We start from the raw sequence: 16,168 nt of genomic DNA, 5'->3' as shown, positions 1-16,168 counted from the left end.
GGCGTCAGGGTAAACCCATTCCGCCGGACATACAGAGCGGGTTGTTTATTCATTTCCAGTATCTAACAATTTCCTGTTTTGTGGTTGGTGCAGATAGTTCTGCCTTGAGACAACTTTTTTACCGCTTTTTCTCTCAAGGTCTTTTCTGGCTTTACCTGCCACCGCACCACCTTGCCGGGCGGCATATTTGTTCTCACCAAATCCTTGATGATTTTTGCTTCGGGCTATTTCTGTAGTAGATGCTTCACCTAACATAGAGAAAATCAGTTCCAAATCATTCATATGGTCTCGCAGATTCTCTCGTTTCAGTCCTTTAACTATTTTATACTGGCTTGGAGTCAAGCCAAAAGCGGCCTTAGATATTTCAGCGGTCAAAATCGCATATTCTTTTTCTTCTTTAACGCCCCGTTTCTGCCACTCATCGGTTAATTCTTCGCGGATAGCAATACCGCGCATTCTTTTTTCTATCCAGGCATCGCTGTAACCCTTGGCTTTATACAAAGCCCGGGTTCGCTTGGTGGCAATCTCAGGGTCTTCTATTTCCTTAACCCGCTCATAACCCACCCGCGCCAGCCAACGTTTGAATGGTTCCGCCTTAGGTGAAGGAATAGACTGGATAATACGAAACATCGTTTCGGTATTGGCGCAATCGGTTTGATAATATTTTCCGTCTGACGACTGCAATTTGAGTTGTCCGATTTTCTCGGACAACTCAAAATAGCCCTCTGTTAGAAGATTTTTCTTGAGGTCATTCCAGTATTTTCTGGGCCTGTCACTGCCAGTTAATACCTCAATAATATCAACTATTGAAAACCACCATTCATTATTATAAATTGTTTTCCTGATGTCCTTACCTCTAAAAACGACTATTTTAGTAATAGGTAACTCTTTATTCATATTAGTATTTCCCAGATATTATTTTGCCAAGACCCACAGGGTCACCGTGTGAAACTCACAGCCATGCCCATTCCACCGGACATACAGAGCGAGGCCAGGCCTTTTTGGGCGTTGCGCTTCTGCATCTCGTGCAGGAGCGTGACCACAATCCGGCAACCGGTTGAGCCAATCGGATGCCCCAATGCAATAGACCCGCCATTGACATTGACCCGGCTCATATCCAGATGCAGTTCCCGGTCATCGGCAATCACCTGTGCGGCAAATGCCTCGTTGAGCTCTATCAAATCAAAGTCAGCCAGTTTCTGCCCGGTCTTCTGCTCCAGCTTGCGAATAGCCGGCACCGGAGCAATGCCCATATATGCCGGGTCAACCCCGGCTGTGGCATAACCGGTAATATACGCCATCGGCTTATAGCCCAATTCCTTGGCCTTGTCTTCGGACATGACCAATACCGCGGCCGCGCTGTCCGCAATACCGCAGGCATTACCGGGATGCACCGTGCCGCCCTTTTTAAATACCGGCTCTAATTTTGCCAGCGATTCTATTTTTACGCCGTCCCGGGCATTCTCATCGGTATAGAATTCAACCATCTTACCTTTTTCTTTTATCATTACCGGCACGAGCTCTTCCTTGAACTTATTCGCCTTGCGGGCCTGTTCGCACTTGTGCTGGCTGTTGAGCGCGAATTGGTCCTGTTCCTCGCGTGAGATTTTATATTTGTCAACCAGATTCTCAGCCGTCTGGCCCATAATCAGGTTAGAGAGCGGACAGAGCAGTCCGTCGTGATACATGCCGTCTATGAGTTTGGAATTTCCCAGCCGATAACCATCCCGGGCCTTTTCCAGCATAAATGGCACCCGGGACATATTCTCCGTGCCGCCGGCCACGATAATCTCGGTGTCGCCCAGCATTATTGACTGATAAGCCAGGATGATTGCCTTCAAGCCCGAGCCGCAGGCCTTATTGACCGTATAGGCCGGTGTCTCCTGCGGGATACCGGAGAAGAAACTCACCTGCCGGCCCGGATTGGGTTTATTCCCGGCCTGGCGGGCATTGCCGATGATTACTTCCTCAACCAGTTTCGGGTCAAGTTTGGATTCGGCCAGCACCCCTTTTACGGCCGTAACGCCCAAATCAACGGCTGTAGTATTGGCAAATGCGCCCAGGAATTTACCGATGGGTGTGCGCTTGGCGTGGGTAATAACTACTTTTTTCATAATTTCATCCTTCTCTTCATGCGTCTTGCGCTCTACGCTCGGAGTTTACACTGAGCGCAGCGAATGTGCTATACGCTCAACGCTCTACGCTTACATTCTCATTATCCAGCGTTTATCTTTGGTTACCGTGTTGATAACATCCGCCACCTCTTTTTCATATCCTTTTTTGCCCATCAAACCGAAGGTAGCGCGCTTGCCGGCTTCCACTCCCGGCTGATTATACGGATTAACCTTATAGAGCTTGCCGGCATAGGCCGTAACCAATTGGCAGAAATATAATAATGCGCCGATGCTCTCCTCGGAGATTTCCTTAAGCCGGATGGTGTAATTCGGGCGCCGGGACTGGACCAAGGCATAAGCAGTGGCTTTCTTTTCAATCATCATCAATTCATGCAAGGACCGGCCGGCCAGGAACGAGCTGCTCTCATCATCCAGTTTTGGCATAATGAGTTTATCCTTGGTTGTCTCCACTTCCACGAACACAATCAACTTATTATTCGGGCCTTCGTTGTATAACTGAATCTGGGAATGCTGGTCAGTCGCGCCCAGGGCATTCATCACGGTCGGGCCGGTATAGACCTCTTTATTATCCCGGTCATAGCGCTTAGCCAAGCTCTCCGGATAGATTTGCCTGAACCACTCGGCAAACGCCTTGAGCTGTGCCGAATACGGCATCATAACAAGGATATTCTTGCTCTTCTCGCGGTCATAGATAAAATTCACCAGAGCCGAGATGTAGGCCGGATTGATTTGCGGGCCGGATGTCTTGACCATATTGTCCACAGACGCGGCGCCCTTTAATATTTTCTTTATATCAATGCCGATAAGGGCGGCCGGCAGTAATCCCACCGAGCTCAAGACTGCATAACGTCCCTGGACATCATCCGGCGTATTAAATGATGTTATGCCTTCTTGGTCAGTCAGCCGACGCAGGAATCCCTTGCCCTTGTCAGTGGTAATCACCAGATTTTTGCGATAACTCCTACCCACTGCCTTCTTTAATATCCCTAAAGTAACCAGCAGGGAGGCAATGGTCTCGGTGGTCTCGCCTGATTTGCTAACCACATTAAAAAGCGTCTTCTTGGGATTGATGACCTGAAACAACGCCTTGGTCTCGGCCGAATCAATATTATCAAGAATAAACAGCCATGGGAACCCCTGACGCTGTTTGGCGCTCATCAGGTTATAGAACGGCGGCTTTAACGCCTCAAACAATGTCCGGGCGCCTAATGCCGAACCTCCGATGCCCAGAACCACGATATTCTCGTATTTCTTGGCATTGGCGCGGGCAAAGGAGAGTATTCCAGCGACATCCTGATACGGCAAATCCAAGAACGCGTGCTTATGCTCTTTGCGTTCATCCTGGATTTCCTGGCAGATACGGGCATTATCCTTGATGGCGTTATACAGTTCCGGCTCGCCGATACTGTGCGACGGACCTAAAACATTATAGAGTATATTATTGAAATCCAGTTCTATCATCCCTAATAGATAATACTATAAAGACCGCCTGGTCAATAAAAAGAAATAGATAAGTTGATTATGAGTATAGATTTGCTAATTTATTCCTGTCTACTGTTTACTGGCTACTGTATACTTGATTTAATATGAACTTACAGAGTTGGCGCCGGGTGCCGGTCCCCAAGGGCCTGATATTTTGGGGCGAGTATTTTATCTTCCGCTGGCTGGCTTTCTTCCTGACCGCCCTGCCGTATGAAATTGCCACCTCGCTGGTCATAAATACAGTCAGATTCGGCTATGGCTTGGCCGGGAAATACCGGAATATAACAATTGAAAATATTCAACTGGCTAAACCTCCGGTAGTGACAACACCAGACGCGGCATACCAGTTGGCCCGAAGGACATTTGAATATTTCGCCCTGTCATTCGTACACATGCTCTATATGGACAGATTAATCCACCTTTCTGACAAGAAACACATCAGATTTGAGAACACCGAGGTAATAGACCGGGCTTTAAAAGAAAACCGCGGAGTACTCCTGATTTCCGGCCATCTGGGCAACTGGGAGATCGGCATAAACGAGCTGGCTAAAAAGGGCTTCCCGATAAACCTGGTGGCATTCCAATACGTCAATCCCTACTTAAACAACATGATGAACCGATTCCGCCTGCGCTGTAAAGTTAACATCATTCCGACCAAAGGCGCTATCAGGCACTGCGAAGCGGCGCTTAATAGAGGCGAGGCGGTAATTATGCTCATTGACCAAACCGGCCGTGACGAGGGCGTGGACGCGGAATTCTTCGGCCGAACCGCGCCGGCCATGTGGGGCCCGGCCAACCTGCATCTCAAAACCGGCGCGCCGCTAATCCCTTACGGCGTACACTATGACCCCGTTAGAAGCGAACACAACCAAAGCCATAATATTCCAAGTAGATCTACCCCATCGCGATTAGACGCTTCTAACGGGGCTGACAGCGAGCAGGATACCAGATTCCGGATTCACTACACCATCAGCGTCAAAGAGCCGGTCCGATTCCAGCCGAGCGGCAATAAGGATGAAGATATCAAACAACTAACCCAGCTATATCTTTCGGAGATAGAAAAGATAATCCGCCGGGCGCCGGAACAATGGATTTGGTTCCATAGGAGATGGAAAAAATACAAATAGAGCTACAGATTAGTTCTTGAGCCATTCCAGCAGACCACAGTGCTCACAGCCCTCGTAGCCTTTTTTGCAGAAGTCAGTAAATATCTCTATCAAACCCTGCTGGGTTGAAGCGGTATTAACCGCACCTAAATAGAGTTTCGGGTCTGACTTAAAAAGACGCTGCTTCATAAAACGGGTGTAATAATTCTCCATCAGCTTAGGATACGAGCGATAGAGTCGCAGTACCGCCTCCTGTAAGGCGTTATTCTTCTCGGATTGGGAATAGAGCCATACCAGCGGGATAACCACGTTCAGGATAATCGCATCCGCCCGCTCCTTGCCAATCAGGGCGTATTCTTTGGTAAACGGCTTGCTATCAAAGGTGCTATGTGTTGCCCAGAAGCCTGTAGCCGGAACAGAGAGTAATCCAATCAACTCTTTTCTGATGTCTGGCTGATTGGTTATAATCTTGATTATTCCGTCAAGTAGAGACGGCTCTTTAGTCAGGAGATAACTCATTCCGGCTATCCGGCGACATGGAGAATTAGCCGGCCGGCCACCAGGTATCTGCCAGTCCAATCCTATTCTTTTTAAACCATCTGACAAATCGGCAAACTCATTCAAGCATTTAAGATAATATCTTGCCGGCTCAGTGAAATTATCCGGAATCTCCGGCGTAAGCCCGGCAACATTAAGCAATGCGGATTGAATAACCAACGGTCTCTTATCCACTGGATACTGTTTAATGATTTGCTTTATTCTCTTATACGGCACGTTCTCAGCCAGTTGCAGGAACGGGAGTTGATTATTCCGGTAACCCAACGCGCCCATTATCCCCTGGTATAACACCTCTTCGTAGTCGTTATTAAATCTCTCTAATCGCCCGGCCAGATTTTCCATCTTGCGCAGCATTCGCGACTCGCCGGCGCCTTCCAGGAAGGAAGCGGTCTTTTGGGGAATTGCCCGGTTAATCAATGAATGACACCGGCCCGGTGCGGTAAAATACTGTCCCTGATTTATTGAGACATCAAGTTCCAGAAGCTTGTCAATATCCTCCAATTTATCCCGCAGGAGCGGCGCCAGGATAACCTGGGACACTTCTTTCTTGTTGTTCAACCTGATGGGCTTCTGCGCATCATCCCAAAGCGTGATATGAAGAACCAGATTATTATAGCGGTTATCCAGGTGATGCTTATGATAATACCAGTCCGAGGAATAGAGATGCATCTCCACGTCGCCCTGGTATAATTTCCCGCCGATATAAAACCTTGCCTCGGTAAAATCAGGGCCCGGGCTGGAATTCCACAGTCCCGAAGAGACTATCCTGATTTCTTTATCATCCGAAGTCCGATAGGTAAGCCCTTTAAGCGGCTGTTCAGCCCAAAGGTAGTAAATGAATTTCTCGGTTATCTTCTCCAATTCCGGTTCCCGTTTCTTATCAGCGCATTGCAGGACATTGCGCGGTTTGGGAATGCCTGAAACCTTGTCCCTTAATAAACGATATTGCCTTGCCCTGGGAAAGGCCGTGAAAACATCGGCTATTTTCGGATATCCCATATTAATCGGTTGTATACGGAATGATGGATTTGGTTCTCAAAATCTCGCAGATATTATGAACCACGCCCTTGGGATTTGACTTTGTAGTGTTGATGGTGTAGTCAGCTGCCTGCTTATAGTATGGCACCCGGAATTCCATGAGCGATTTTATCTCATCATACATGTTTTTCCTGGTCAGCCGCGGCCTGGTTTTGCCGGCCTTGTCGTCCTTCATAATCCGCTGGTAAACCACGTCGCAATCCGCCTCCAGAAGAAAAACCATGCCATTGCGCTTGAGATTCTTAACGTTCTTATATTTCAGGACCGCCCCGCCGCCGGCCGCAATGACGTGCGAATCCAGCTTGCACAGCTCATTTATCACATCAGACTCCAGCATCCGAAACAACGACTCGCCCTGTTTCTCGAACAGTTCGGCAATCATAAAACCGTAGCGTTTCTCGATATACTGATCCGCATCGACAAACTTCCATTTTATTTCCCGGGCCAATAATTCGCCCACGCTGGTCTTGCCCGTGCCCCGGAAACCGACTAAAATGATATTCATCTCAACCCCCTTTTCAATCGCCGCCCCTGCGATTTATTAATGCTCTTCTTATCCAAGGCAATCCACACCGTATGCCGGCCTAGTTCCCGGTATAAAGGCAGATAATGCCTCATATTTTTCCTGATTGCCTTCAAGTGATTCTTTATAGTCAGCACATCGCCCCGGCTAATCGGACCGGTCAGCGCCGAGGCCGGACCGATGGTCATTATATTCTTAATGCTTGAATCAACCAGTGGCCGGATGGCTTGCAATATATCCTTGTCCTTAAATTCGCACTTCCTCATGAAGTCCTGCGATGCTTTTATCAGGGTAACCAGGTAATTAGAGGCAAAGACGCACCCGATATGATAGAGCGTCTTATCCTTGGCCTTAATCTCGACTGGTTTTCCGCCCAAGGCGCTGATGATATTCCGGACTATCGGCATGGCCTTACGCTGGCCTTCATAGGCGCAATAAGTCCCTTTGAAACTCCGGACTGTTTCCGGTTTATTGGCGAAGGTCTGCATTGGATGAAGCGATGCAATGTGCACGTTATGGTGCTGCATGGCACTCTTAAGAATATCAGATGGCTGGCTGCCGCTGCAATGGATGACAATTTTATCGCGGTATATGCGCCCGCCTGAGAAAATCGCGCGGCAGACATCCTGGATGGCGCCGTCCGGCGTGGTGATAAAGATGATATCAGCCGGCTGGACCGCCGCTGCCTTGTCTCTATAAATCCTGGCACCATTGCCGATAAACCTTGTGGCCTGCCGGGCATTATTTAATTTTCGGTCCCAAACCCCGACTACTTTATATTTGCCGGAATGATTTAATAGGTAACCCACTGTCTGACCGACCTGACCGGTACCGATAATCACAACTTTATGCATCTATAGTGCGAAATGATATCACGATGTTTGTATGAGCAACTAAAAACCCCCGCCTCTGCCGTCCGGGCATTAAGAAAAGAAACCATTTATGTTCAGGTGGGGACCAATTGCCAGGTTCAGAGATTCCCGTTGTCTTGGCGAGACCTGTCTTTCCCCGGCAGATTTCGGCCCCCTTCGCGAATGTTGTTAGTTTCTCTCATTTTTATAGCCCATAACGCACAGCGCAGGGGTTATTCTTCTGTCTTTTTTCGTATCTCCTCTTCGGTAATAATCCTCTTCTCTATCAGAAGCCGGGTCAGCGGATGATTTAATATCTCATCGCTATTGGCCGGCTTTTTCTTGTTCTTTGGAGCGTCTGATAATTCCTGCAGGATATCGTCCTTTTCCTTGGCCTTCTGGTGCGCCGGCTGGAACACATCCCGGATAGAAGCCTTTATCTCTGTGGTGGTGGCCAGGACCATATCCACTTTCAGGTCGGTCAATAACTGGACCTGCTCGACCGCTTCATAATCGGTCGGGTCGCTGGTGGCGATGGTCAGGGTTTCGCCCTTGATGCCGATGGGAATAATATTGTATTTCTCTATTAACTGCAGCGGTATCTTCTTGACCAGGGCATTGGGAACAATGATATTCTTGAGATTGACTATTTCCATGCTCTGCTGGTTGGCCAGGCAGGCCAGGATTTCGTCTTCGGAGACGAAACCCAGTTTCTCCAGCACCTCGCCTAATTTCAGACCGGTTTTCCTCTGATAGTCCAGGGCGGTCTTGAGCTGCTCATTGGTCAGTAACTTGGCCTCAACCAGTATATCGCCTAATTTCAGCATAATAACACACTACTCCATCTGCCAAAGATATAATAAATGGGGAGTATTCCGCTCCAGAAGAATACTCTTAATATTGTCATTAAGGCCTTGCGGCTGGAACGAGGCCGCCGCTTCGAATATCTCCCAGAAATCGTGGCGTTTCTGATACTGGACCAGCCGGGCATCGGCAATTTTGGCCAATTTCTTGGCCGCCTCAAAGGCATCCTCGCGGTCGCCTGATTCATCGGCCAGCCCGTTCTTTACGGCCTGTTCACCGGTATAAATCCGCCCGTCCGCCAGTTTAAGAATCTCCGATCGGGTCAGGTTCGGCCGGCCCTCAACAACTATGCCGACGAACCGATGATACATTTCGTCTATCATGGCCTGCATGATAGCCCGTTCCTCTTTGGTCATCGGCCGGGTGCCGGAAAAAATATCCTTCTTATCGGCTGATTTGATAACCTCTGACCTCAGGCCTATTTTCTGGAATAGCCCTTCGACATTAAGCATTGAAGCAATCACTCCGATACTGCCGGTAATCGAGGTCGGGTGCACCACAATCCGGTTACTCGGCATAGCCACATAATACCCGCCTGAAGCGGCCACTTCACCCAGATAGGAAACGATAATCACGTCCGGCCGTTTGGCCTTGAACCGCTTGAGTTCCCGGTGGATGTTATCGGAAGCGGTCACGCCGCCGCCCGGGCTGTTGATGTCCAGGATAATCGCCTTGACATACCTGTCGCTTTCCGCCCTTTTCAGGACATCGCGCACGGTCTGGACCGGGTCTGACGCGGCGCCCCAGAAACCGGAACTCTCGCCGCCGGACATAATCACCCCGCTAATCGGCAGGAGCAGAATCTTATTATCGGATCCGGTCTCGCCGCCCACCACCCGTTCACGGTATCTCCGGTCTTGTAAATCCTGGAACCCGGACATAGTGGAGAATTTGGCTACCACCATAATGAAAAGAATGATGTTAAGCAGGACGCTCAAGGCCAGACCGACACCAAAGATTACAGACAACCAGAAACTTAACCTACTCTTAGGCTTTGACATGTTATCATTCTTCACGGATTCCATAATTGTTAACTCCTTTACTCTGGATAACAAGATATAATATCCGTCACATTCTGTCAACGAATATTTCTTTACTTTTCAGGAATATTATATAATTTACGGATTATGTATAAGTTATTCCTGGCCTGGCGGTATCTCCTGAGCCGGAAGATAATATTCCTGGCCATCGGCGGCATTGCCGTCGGCGTGATGGCGCTGATAGTGGTCACCTCGGTGATGGGCGGATTCTCGCGCGAGATGCTGGAACGCATCAAGGGCACCACGGCCCATCTTAATGTCACCAGCCAGGAGAGTTATTTCATAGACGACGCCCCGCAGGTAATGGAGGCCATCAAGCAGGTGGACGGCGTGGTCGCCTATGCCCCGCGCCTGGAATGGGGCGCGCTACTGGGCGGCGGCCTGAACTTCGTCCAGATTATCGGCATCGAGCCCCGGATGGAAAACCAGGTCAATAAATACGAGAAATACCTGCTCCACGGCACACCGCTCGATTTCCCGGATAAAACCGACAGCGGACTGCAGCCGGCCATCGCCGGCAACCATCTGGCCGCCTCGACCGACCGGACGATATCCTTGACCTCGCTTAAATTACATGCGCTGATAACCTCTCCGGTGCACCAGAACTTCCAGATAGTCGGCCGGTTCAGCACCGGCATGTTCGAGTATGACGGCAATGTTTACATCCCGCTCAAAACCGCCCAGGATTTCCTGGGCATTCCCAACGGCGTGACCAAAATATGCATCGCCATTAGGGACTACCGCGATGTGGAACAGGTCCGGGCCCGGCTTGACGAGGCGTTAAAACCGTTCGGCGTATTCCAGTTAAAAACCTGGGAAGAAGAAAAGCAGACGCTGCTCCGGGCCGTGGCCACCGAGAAAAACATCAATGCCTTCCTGCTGTTCTTTATCGTCATCGTGGCCGCCTTTAATATCCTGGCGCTACTAACCATGCGGGTGGTGGAAAAGACCAAAGACATCGGCGTGCTGATATCCCTGGGCGGCCGGCCATCCGGCGTGATGTGGCTCTTCCTCTGGCAGGGTTTCTTGATTTCATTCGTCGGCAGCCTGCTCGGCGTTATCGCCGGCTATTCCCTGGCCGCCAACCTTAACCACGTGGAGGATTTTATCTATAAGCACAGCGGGTGGAAACTCTTCCCGCCGGATATCTATTACCTGGATAGGATACCCTCGGAAATAAGTTACCCGACCATTGTAATTATCATTATTGCCACGGTGTCAGTCAGTTTATTATTCAGCATCTATCCGGCCATAAAAGCGGCCCGCTTGAATCCGGTTGATGCATTAAGATATGAATAGCTCTCCCGCTAAGGCGGGGATGGGAAAGGTAGAACATGGCTGGACCCCATATACTTAAAATAGAAAACATCTCGCGCTCCTTTAAGGCCGACGGCCGGACGCTGGAAATACTGAAAGATATTTCCCTGGACATTAAGGCCGGCGAGATACTGGCCATTGCCGGACCGTCCGGCGCGGGAAAAAGCACTCTGCTGCATATTATGGGACTGCTGGACCGGCCCACCTCGGGCCGGGTGCTCTTCCGGGATAAAGACCTCTATACACTGCCCGGCGCGGAACAGGCCCGGCTGCGGAATTCCTCAGTCGCCTTCATCTTCCAGTTCTATCACCTGGTCCCGGAACTGAATATACTGGAAAACATATTGTTGCCCCACATGATATCTAATTCCATCCTGGGCTGGCAGATCCGGCGCCATGCCCTCAAAGACAAAGCCAAGTCATTGATTGCCAAATTGGGCCTGACCGAGCGGGTCTTCCACCGGCCCAACCAGCTCTCCGGCGGCGAACAGCAGCGGGTGGCCATTGCCCGGGCCCTGGTGACCGACCCGGAAATAATCCTGTGCGATGAGCCGACCGGCAATCTTGACACCAACGCCACCCTGGAAATCCAGAATTTAATATCCGAATTAAATAGACAGGAAGGCAAGACATTTGTAATAGTCACCCATAATGAAAATATCGCCCGGTGGTCGCACCGGATGATACATTTAGTGGATGGACGAATAACCAACCCGGAGGTTTAAAATATGCCGTCCCTTAAAATGGTCAATGGCCCGGACAAGAAGATTATCGGAGAGGTAAAGGTGGAATTCATCGGCGGCAACAAATTCGTCATCGGCCGCGATGCCAAGAACAATCTGGTCCTGAACGGCGACGTCAAGTGTTCCCGCCACCATGTTGAGATATTCACCAAAGGCAGCGAATACTATATCCGGGACCTGAATAGCCGCAACGGCACGCTGTTAAACGGCCTTAAAATAAAACCCACGCCGGAAGGCGACGGCGAAAAACTCATCAACGGCACCAACATCACCATCGGCAACAGTTACTTTGAATACATAGCCGAGGAATCTGATGCCGCGCCGGCCGGACAGGTGAAATTCACCCCCGCCCCGCCGGATGAAAAAGAAGGCTCCAGCGTGGGCGGCGATACCGTGGAAATAAACCTGGACGAGGAGGAGGAAAAGAAACACGGGGCCAATTTCATCGGCAAGAAACTCTCATCCAAGCACCTGACCAACATCTACGAAATCGCCCGCATCATCGCCACCGAAAAGAGCCTAACCCCGATGGTCGAGCGCATCGTTAAATTCGCCTCGGTCGCCACCCGGGCCAAGACCGGATATTTCATCCTACTGGAGAAAAAGACCGACAAGATTTCATCCATGGCCGCCTGGCCCAAGGAACTGGCGGCCCAAATACCCAAGGTCAGCAAGACCATCGTAAAAAGGGTCATCCAATACACCCGCCCGATTCTCACCTCGGACGCCATGCTGGACGGCCGGTTTTCCTCCAGCGACAGTATCGCTTCGGGCGACATCCGCTCGGCCATCTGCGTGCCGGTCATCAAGATGCCCAGCTATGACGCCGTGCTGTACCTGGAAAACATCTCGCTGGACAAGCCGTTCAATGAAGACGACCTGGAAATCGCCAGCGCCATCGGCATCCAGGCCGGGCTGGCCATGGTCTCCATTATGGCCTCGGATAAATCAAAACGCATCCTGATGTCCATGGTCAAGGTCTTAGTCTCCAGCGTTGAGATGAAGGACATGAGCATCCAGGGCCATTCCGAACGGGTGGCCAATTACGCCTCGGCTATTGCCCAGCATCTGGGCATGACTCCGTATGAAATCTCCCAGGTCCAGCTGGCCGCCCTGCTGCACGATATCGGCAAGCTGGCCGCCACCTCGACCGCCAAGGAGGAACACATCTACGCCGCCGAGAAACTCTTGAGCCAGATACCGGATTTGGGCGACGTCCTACCGGCCATCAAATACCACCACGAACGGATTGACGGCACCGGATTCCCCTACCAGATTAAGGATTTGCCGCTGATTGCCAGGATTGTCAGCGTATCAAACACCCTGGACAACCTGGTCACCCGGGGCGGCGTCAAGGGCATCGGCCTGCCCATCCGGGACGCCCTGACCGAGATTGAGCACCAAAGCGGCAAGGAATTCGACCCGGGCGTGGTCAATGCCCTGATTGCCAGTTACAACGACGGCTCGCTCTTCAAGAGCACCAAGCTGTTCGAGGACTCACTCTAACCAAAGCCGGGTCTTTATTACTGATTTTAGCTTGACCTTCCTCTGTCTTTATTTTAATCTTTAATTATGAAATCGCCCGAATACCTTATTTCCTTCGATACCAACAAACTGCCCTCGTTCATCACCGATGTGCTGGTCGTGGGCAGCGGCATGGCCGGCTTGAGGGCCGCCATCGAATCATCCAAGACCCATAATGTCATCCTGGCCAGTAAGAATTCGCTGGCCGAATGTAATACCTACTACGCCCAGGGCGGCATCGCATCCCAGATTGACCAGCCCAAACTGGTCTCGTCGCACATTGCCGATACCATCGAGCATTCCTACGGACTGTCCGACCCGCATATTGTCAAGGAAATAATCAGGCGCGGCATCCCGCTGGTCCGGCAGCTCATTGCCTGGGGCGTCAAGTTCGACCGCAAAAGCGACGGCCCGGACATGACCCGTGAGGGCGGCCATAAACTGGCCCGCATCCTCCATTCCGGCGGCGATGCCACCGGCAAGAACATCCACCAAACCCTGCTGGAGAAAGTAAAATCAATACCCAACATCACTGCCCTGGATTATACATTTATCATAGACATCCTCACCTGCCCCGAAAGGCCCAATGAATGCTGCGGCGCGCTGATATACAGCCAGAAAACCGGACAGACATCGGTCATCTGGGCCAAAAAGACCATCATCGCCTCGGGCGGCGCCGGACAACTCTACCGCGAATCCACTAATCCGGATGTGACAACCGGCGACGGATTAAGTATTGCCTATCGCAAGGGCGCGCAACTCCAGGACATCGAATTCATCCAGTTCCATCCGACCGCGCTCTATGTGGCCGGGGCCAGCCGGCTGCTCATCTCCGAATCGGTCCGGGGCGAAGGCGGCATCCTGCGCGATAAATCCGGCAAACGGTTTATGACCGACTATCACCCGCTGGCCGAACTGGCGCCGCGCGACGTGGTCTCGCGCGCCATCATCAACCAGATGAAACTGACCAAGGACACCAATGTCTATCTGGACCTGAAGCATTTATCAGCCGCCTTCATCGAAAAACGGTTCCCATCCTTAAGCAAACTCTGCCGCGACTTCGGCATCGACGTAAAGAAGGATATGATTCCTGTCCGGCCCAGCGCCCACTACCTGATCGGCGGCATCAAGATTGGCTTACGCGGACACACCGGCATCAGGAACCTCTTTGCGGCCGGCGAATGCGCCTCGTCCTCATTCCACGGCGCCAATCGGCTGGGCAGTAATTCACTGCTGGAATCGCTGGTCATCGGCTACCTGGCCGGCGCAACCGCATCAGACGAGATATCATCGGACAAGCCGATTTCACCCAGCCATATCAGTTTCCGGCGTAATAACCCCTTTGGCGAAGGCAATGGTCAGGAGCACCTACTGGAGCGCACCGGGTGGCATATTCCGCCCAAGCATCCGCATATTGAGGTCGATATCCCGGACCTCAGGAACTCGCTCCAGAGTCTGATGTGGTATAATGTCGGCCTGGAGCGCACGGCCGACGGTCTGAAACAAGCCCTGGCCAAGATTGATTACTGGTCCGGGTATTGCCTGCTCAACGAATTCAATACGCCCCAGGGCTGGGAGGTCCAGAATATGCTCATCCTGGCGCGCCTCTTGACCCAATCGGCCCGGCTCAGGCAGGAATCCCGGGGCGTCCATTACCGGACTGATTATCCAAAGACGCTGGAGAAATGGAAGAAACATACGGTGGTATAGAAATGCAACCACAGATAAACACAGATTAACACAGATAATATGAAGATACTTATTTTATCCCGCGGCAAGGACTACTACTCCACCCAGCGGCTGGTGGCTGAGGCGCTCAAATTGCGCCATAAGGCAGTGGTCGTCAACCCGCTGGAATGCGATATCTCCCTCGGCATGACACATGACGCACGACGCACAACGCATGACGCACAACACAAGACGCTGAACCTGTCCTCCTTTGACATCGTCATCCCGCGCATCGGCATTATCGGCATTGACTATGCCCTGCTGGTGGCGCATCAGCTGGAATTCATGGGCAAGCCCATGCTTAATTCCGCCCGGTCGCTCGATTACGCCAAGAACAAATTCCTGTCCCTGCAGATACTGGCCAAATCCGGCATTCCGGTACCTGCAACGCTCATGCTTCGCACGTTGCGCTCAGCACAAGTTCCCCACAATCCAACCACAGTCAAGAATGCCATAAAACAATTAGGCGGCTTGCCCGTAGTGCTGAAACTCTTCCGCGGGTCACAGGGCAAGGGCGTGATGCTGGGCGAGAACATCGCATCGGTAGATTCCATCCTGACCGCGGTCTGGGCTATCGGATTTGATATCATCCTACAAAAGTATCTCAAGGAAACCAAGGGCGAAGATATCCGGGTATTAGTGCTTAATAATGAAGTAATTGCCGCAATGAAACGGACACCGGCTAAGGGCGACTTCCGCAGTAATATCCATCAAGGCGGCTCGGTTAAGAAAGTAGCTATCACCGCTCAAGAAAAGCAGTTAGCAATTAATGCCACCCGGGCGCTGGGGTTGAAACTGTCCGGGATTGACATAATGAGAACAAAGAATGGGCCGCTGGTCTTGGAGGTCAATGCCTCTCCGGGCTTTGAGGGACTGGAAAAGGTAACTGGACTCAACATTGCCAGGAGAATCGTGGACTTTACCACGACACTAAACGTATAACTCACCACAAAGGACACTGAGTTCACAAAGACCCCCCTCTATTGTCATTCCCACAAAAGTGGGAATCCAGACAATTTAATCCTGGATTCCCGTTTGCACGGGAATGACGCTTGAGGAGTAGCATAAATGCCACCGCTACATCACATACATCTTAGACCTCGCCGTAGGCGGGCTACAGAGCATGTCCAAAAACACTTTTACAGAACCGCACTAAGCGGTAAACAGTGATTTTACTAACAGAAACTTTACGGCCTAACCACTTAGTTGGTCGTAATCGCCAGCTTTCTCTCTCCGCTGACTACTTTCCTGGTTATTTT

The 16,168-nt window shown here is 51.0% G+C and carries 14 protein-coding genes and 1 other RNA gene; 6 read left to right on the top strand and 9 right to left on the bottom strand.

Annotated features, from left to right (window positions below):
- Positions 1–45 precede the first annotated feature (45 nt).
- The 3 genes from HZA49_07090 to HZA49_07080 all read right to left on the bottom strand — a co-directional run bounded on the left by HZA49_07090 (position 46) and on the right by HZA49_07080 (position 3,596).
- Positions 46–897, bottom strand: coding sequence for a Bro-N domain-containing protein (locus HZA49_07090; GenBank protein MBI5779205.1), 852 nt, complete (start codon positions 895–897; stop codon positions 46–48).
- Between the two features lie 41 nt (positions 898–938).
- Positions 939–2,114 carry an acetyl-CoA C-acetyltransferase gene (locus HZA49_07085; GenBank protein MBI5779204.1) on the bottom strand — a complete coding sequence of 392 codons (1,176 nt, stop codon included), beginning with the start codon at positions 2,112–2,114 and terminating at the stop codon, positions 939–941.
- A gap of 90 nt (positions 2,115–2,204) precedes the next feature.
- Positions 2,205–3,596, bottom strand: a complete 1,392-nt coding sequence (locus tag HZA49_07080; protein MBI5779203.1) for a glucose-6-phosphate isomerase — start codon at positions 3,594–3,596, stop codon at positions 2,205–2,207.
- A 125-nt stretch (positions 3,597–3,721) separates the two neighbouring features.
- Between HZA49_07080 and HZA49_07075 the strand changes: the two genes are divergently transcribed.
- Positions 3,722–4,744, top strand: a complete 1,023-nt coding sequence (locus HZA49_07075; GenBank protein MBI5779202.1) for a lysophospholipid acyltransferase family protein — start codon at positions 3,722–3,724, stop codon at positions 4,742–4,744.
- A gap of 9 nt (positions 4,745–4,753) precedes the next feature.
- Here HZA49_07075 and HZA49_07070 read toward each other — a convergent pair whose 3' ends face one another.
- The 6 genes from HZA49_07070 to sppA all read right to left on the bottom strand — a co-directional run bounded on the left by HZA49_07070 (position 4,754) and on the right by sppA (position 9,582).
- The gene (locus tag HZA49_07070; protein ID MBI5779201.1) at positions 4,754–6,280 is read right to left on the bottom strand and encodes a DUF2851 family protein; all 1,527 of its coding nucleotides are present in this window, start codon (positions 6,278–6,280) and stop codon (positions 4,754–4,756) included.
- Between the two features lies 1 nt (position 6,281).
- Positions 6,282–6,824: a shikimate kinase gene (locus HZA49_07065; protein ID MBI5779200.1), complete on the bottom strand. Its 543-nt coding sequence runs from the start codon at positions 6,822–6,824 to the stop codon at positions 6,282–6,284.
- Positions 6,821–7,651 carry a DUF2520 domain-containing protein gene (locus tag HZA49_07060; protein MBI5779199.1) on the bottom strand — a complete coding sequence of 277 codons (831 nt, stop codon included), beginning with the start codon at positions 7,649–7,651 and terminating at the stop codon, positions 6,821–6,823. Before HZA49_07060 ends, HZA49_07065 begins: the two co-directional genes overlap by 4 nt.
- Positions 7,652–7,738: 87 nt before the next feature.
- Positions 7,739–7,929: non-coding RNA, 6S RNA (gene ssrS / locus HZA49_07055), on the bottom strand.
- Positions 7,927–8,520, bottom strand: a complete 594-nt coding sequence (locus tag HZA49_07050) for a hypothetical protein (GenBank protein MBI5779198.1) — start codon at positions 8,518–8,520, stop codon at positions 7,927–7,929. Before HZA49_07050 ends, ssrS begins: the two co-directional genes overlap by 3 nt.
- A 9-nt stretch (positions 8,521–8,529) precedes the next feature.
- Complete coding sequence (gene sppA / locus HZA49_07045) at positions 8,530–9,582, bottom strand: signal peptide peptidase SppA (GenBank protein MBI5779197.1); 1,053 nt, start codon at positions 9,580–9,582, stop codon at positions 8,530–8,532.
- Between the two features lie 102 nt (positions 9,583–9,684).
- Here sppA and HZA49_07040 point away from each other — a divergent pair, with 102 nt between their 5' ends.
- The 5 genes from HZA49_07040 (at position 9,685) to HZA49_07020 (ending at position 15,851) form a co-directional block, all read left to right on the top strand.
- The gene (locus tag HZA49_07040) at positions 9,685–10,896 is read left to right on the top strand and encodes an ABC transporter permease (GenBank protein MBI5779196.1); all 1,212 of its coding nucleotides are present in this window, start codon (positions 9,685–9,687) and stop codon (positions 10,894–10,896) included.
- Positions 10,897–10,931: 35 nt separating this feature from the next.
- On the top strand, positions 10,932–11,639 hold the full coding sequence (locus HZA49_07035; protein ID MBI5779195.1) for an ABC transporter ATP-binding protein: 708 nt from the start codon (positions 10,932–10,934) through the stop codon (positions 11,637–11,639).
- Between the two features lie 3 nt (positions 11,640–11,642).
- Entirely contained in the window at positions 11,643–13,163 is a 1,521-nt protein-coding gene (locus tag HZA49_07030) for an FHA domain-containing protein (protein MBI5779194.1), read from the top strand.
- Positions 13,164–13,229: 66 nt separating this feature from the next.
- Positions 13,230–14,891: an L-aspartate oxidase gene (nadB, locus tag HZA49_07025; protein MBI5779193.1), complete on the top strand. Its 1,662-nt coding sequence runs from the start codon at positions 13,230–13,232 to the stop codon at positions 14,889–14,891.
- A gap of 39 nt (positions 14,892–14,930) precedes the next feature.
- Positions 14,931–15,851, top strand: coding sequence for a RimK family alpha-L-glutamate ligase (locus HZA49_07020; GenBank protein ID MBI5779192.1), 921 nt, complete (start codon positions 14,931–14,933; stop codon positions 15,849–15,851).
- Positions 15,852–16,168 lie beyond the last annotated feature (317 nt).

It is taken from the genome of Planctomycetota bacterium, assembly GCA_016235865.1.
Taxonomy (GTDB): Bacteria; Planctomycetota; MHYJ01; order JACQXL01; family JACQXL01; genus JACRIK01.
Note: the sequence above shows the minus strand (reverse complement) of the source record. Positions and strands in the feature narration are given on the sequence as shown.

Excerpts from the sequence above, each read along its gene's own strand:
- HZA49_07050 (MBI5779198.1), bottom strand. The coding sequence starts at position 8,520 with ATGCTGAAATTAGGCGATATACTGGTTGAGGCCAAGTTACTGACCAAT.
- HZA49_07030 (MBI5779194.1), top strand. The coding sequence starts at position 11,643 with ATGCCGTCCCTTAAAATGGTCAATGGCCCGGACAAGAAGATTATCGGA.
- HZA49_07065 (MBI5779200.1), bottom strand. The coding sequence starts at position 6,824 with ATGAATATCATTTTAGTCGGTTTCCGGGGCACGGGCAAGACCAGCGTG.
- HZA49_07075 (MBI5779202.1), top strand. The coding sequence starts at position 3,722 with ATGAACTTACAGAGTTGGCGCCGGGTGCCGGTCCCCAAGGGCCTGATA.
- HZA49_07070 (MBI5779201.1), bottom strand. The coding sequence starts at position 6,280 with ATGGGATATCCGAAAATAGCCGATGTTTTCACGGCCTTTCCCAGGGCA.
- sppA (MBI5779197.1), bottom strand. The coding sequence starts at position 9,582 with ATGGAATCCGTGAAGAATGATAACATGTCAAAGCCTAAGAGTAGGTTA.
- HZA49_07085 (MBI5779204.1), bottom strand. The coding sequence starts at position 2,114 with ATGAAAAAAGTAGTTATTACCCACGCCAAGCGCACACCCATCGGTAAA.
- HZA49_07090 (MBI5779205.1), bottom strand. The coding sequence starts at position 897 with ATGAATAAAGAGTTACCTATTACTAAAATAGTCGTTTTTAGAGGTAAG.
- HZA49_07080 (MBI5779203.1), bottom strand. The coding sequence starts at position 3,596 with ATGATAGAACTGGATTTCAATAATATACTCTATAATGTTTTAGGTCCG.
- nadB (MBI5779193.1), top strand. The coding sequence starts at position 13,230 with ATGAAATCGCCCGAATACCTTATTTCCTTCGATACCAACAAACTGCCC.
- HZA49_07040 (MBI5779196.1), top strand. The coding sequence starts at position 9,685 with ATGTATAAGTTATTCCTGGCCTGGCGGTATCTCCTGAGCCGGAAGATA.
- HZA49_07035 (MBI5779195.1), top strand. The coding sequence starts at position 10,932 with ATGGCTGGACCCCATATACTTAAAATAGAAAACATCTCGCGCTCCTTT.
- HZA49_07020 (MBI5779192.1), top strand. The coding sequence starts at position 14,931 with ATGAAGATACTTATTTTATCCCGCGGCAAGGACTACTACTCCACCCAG.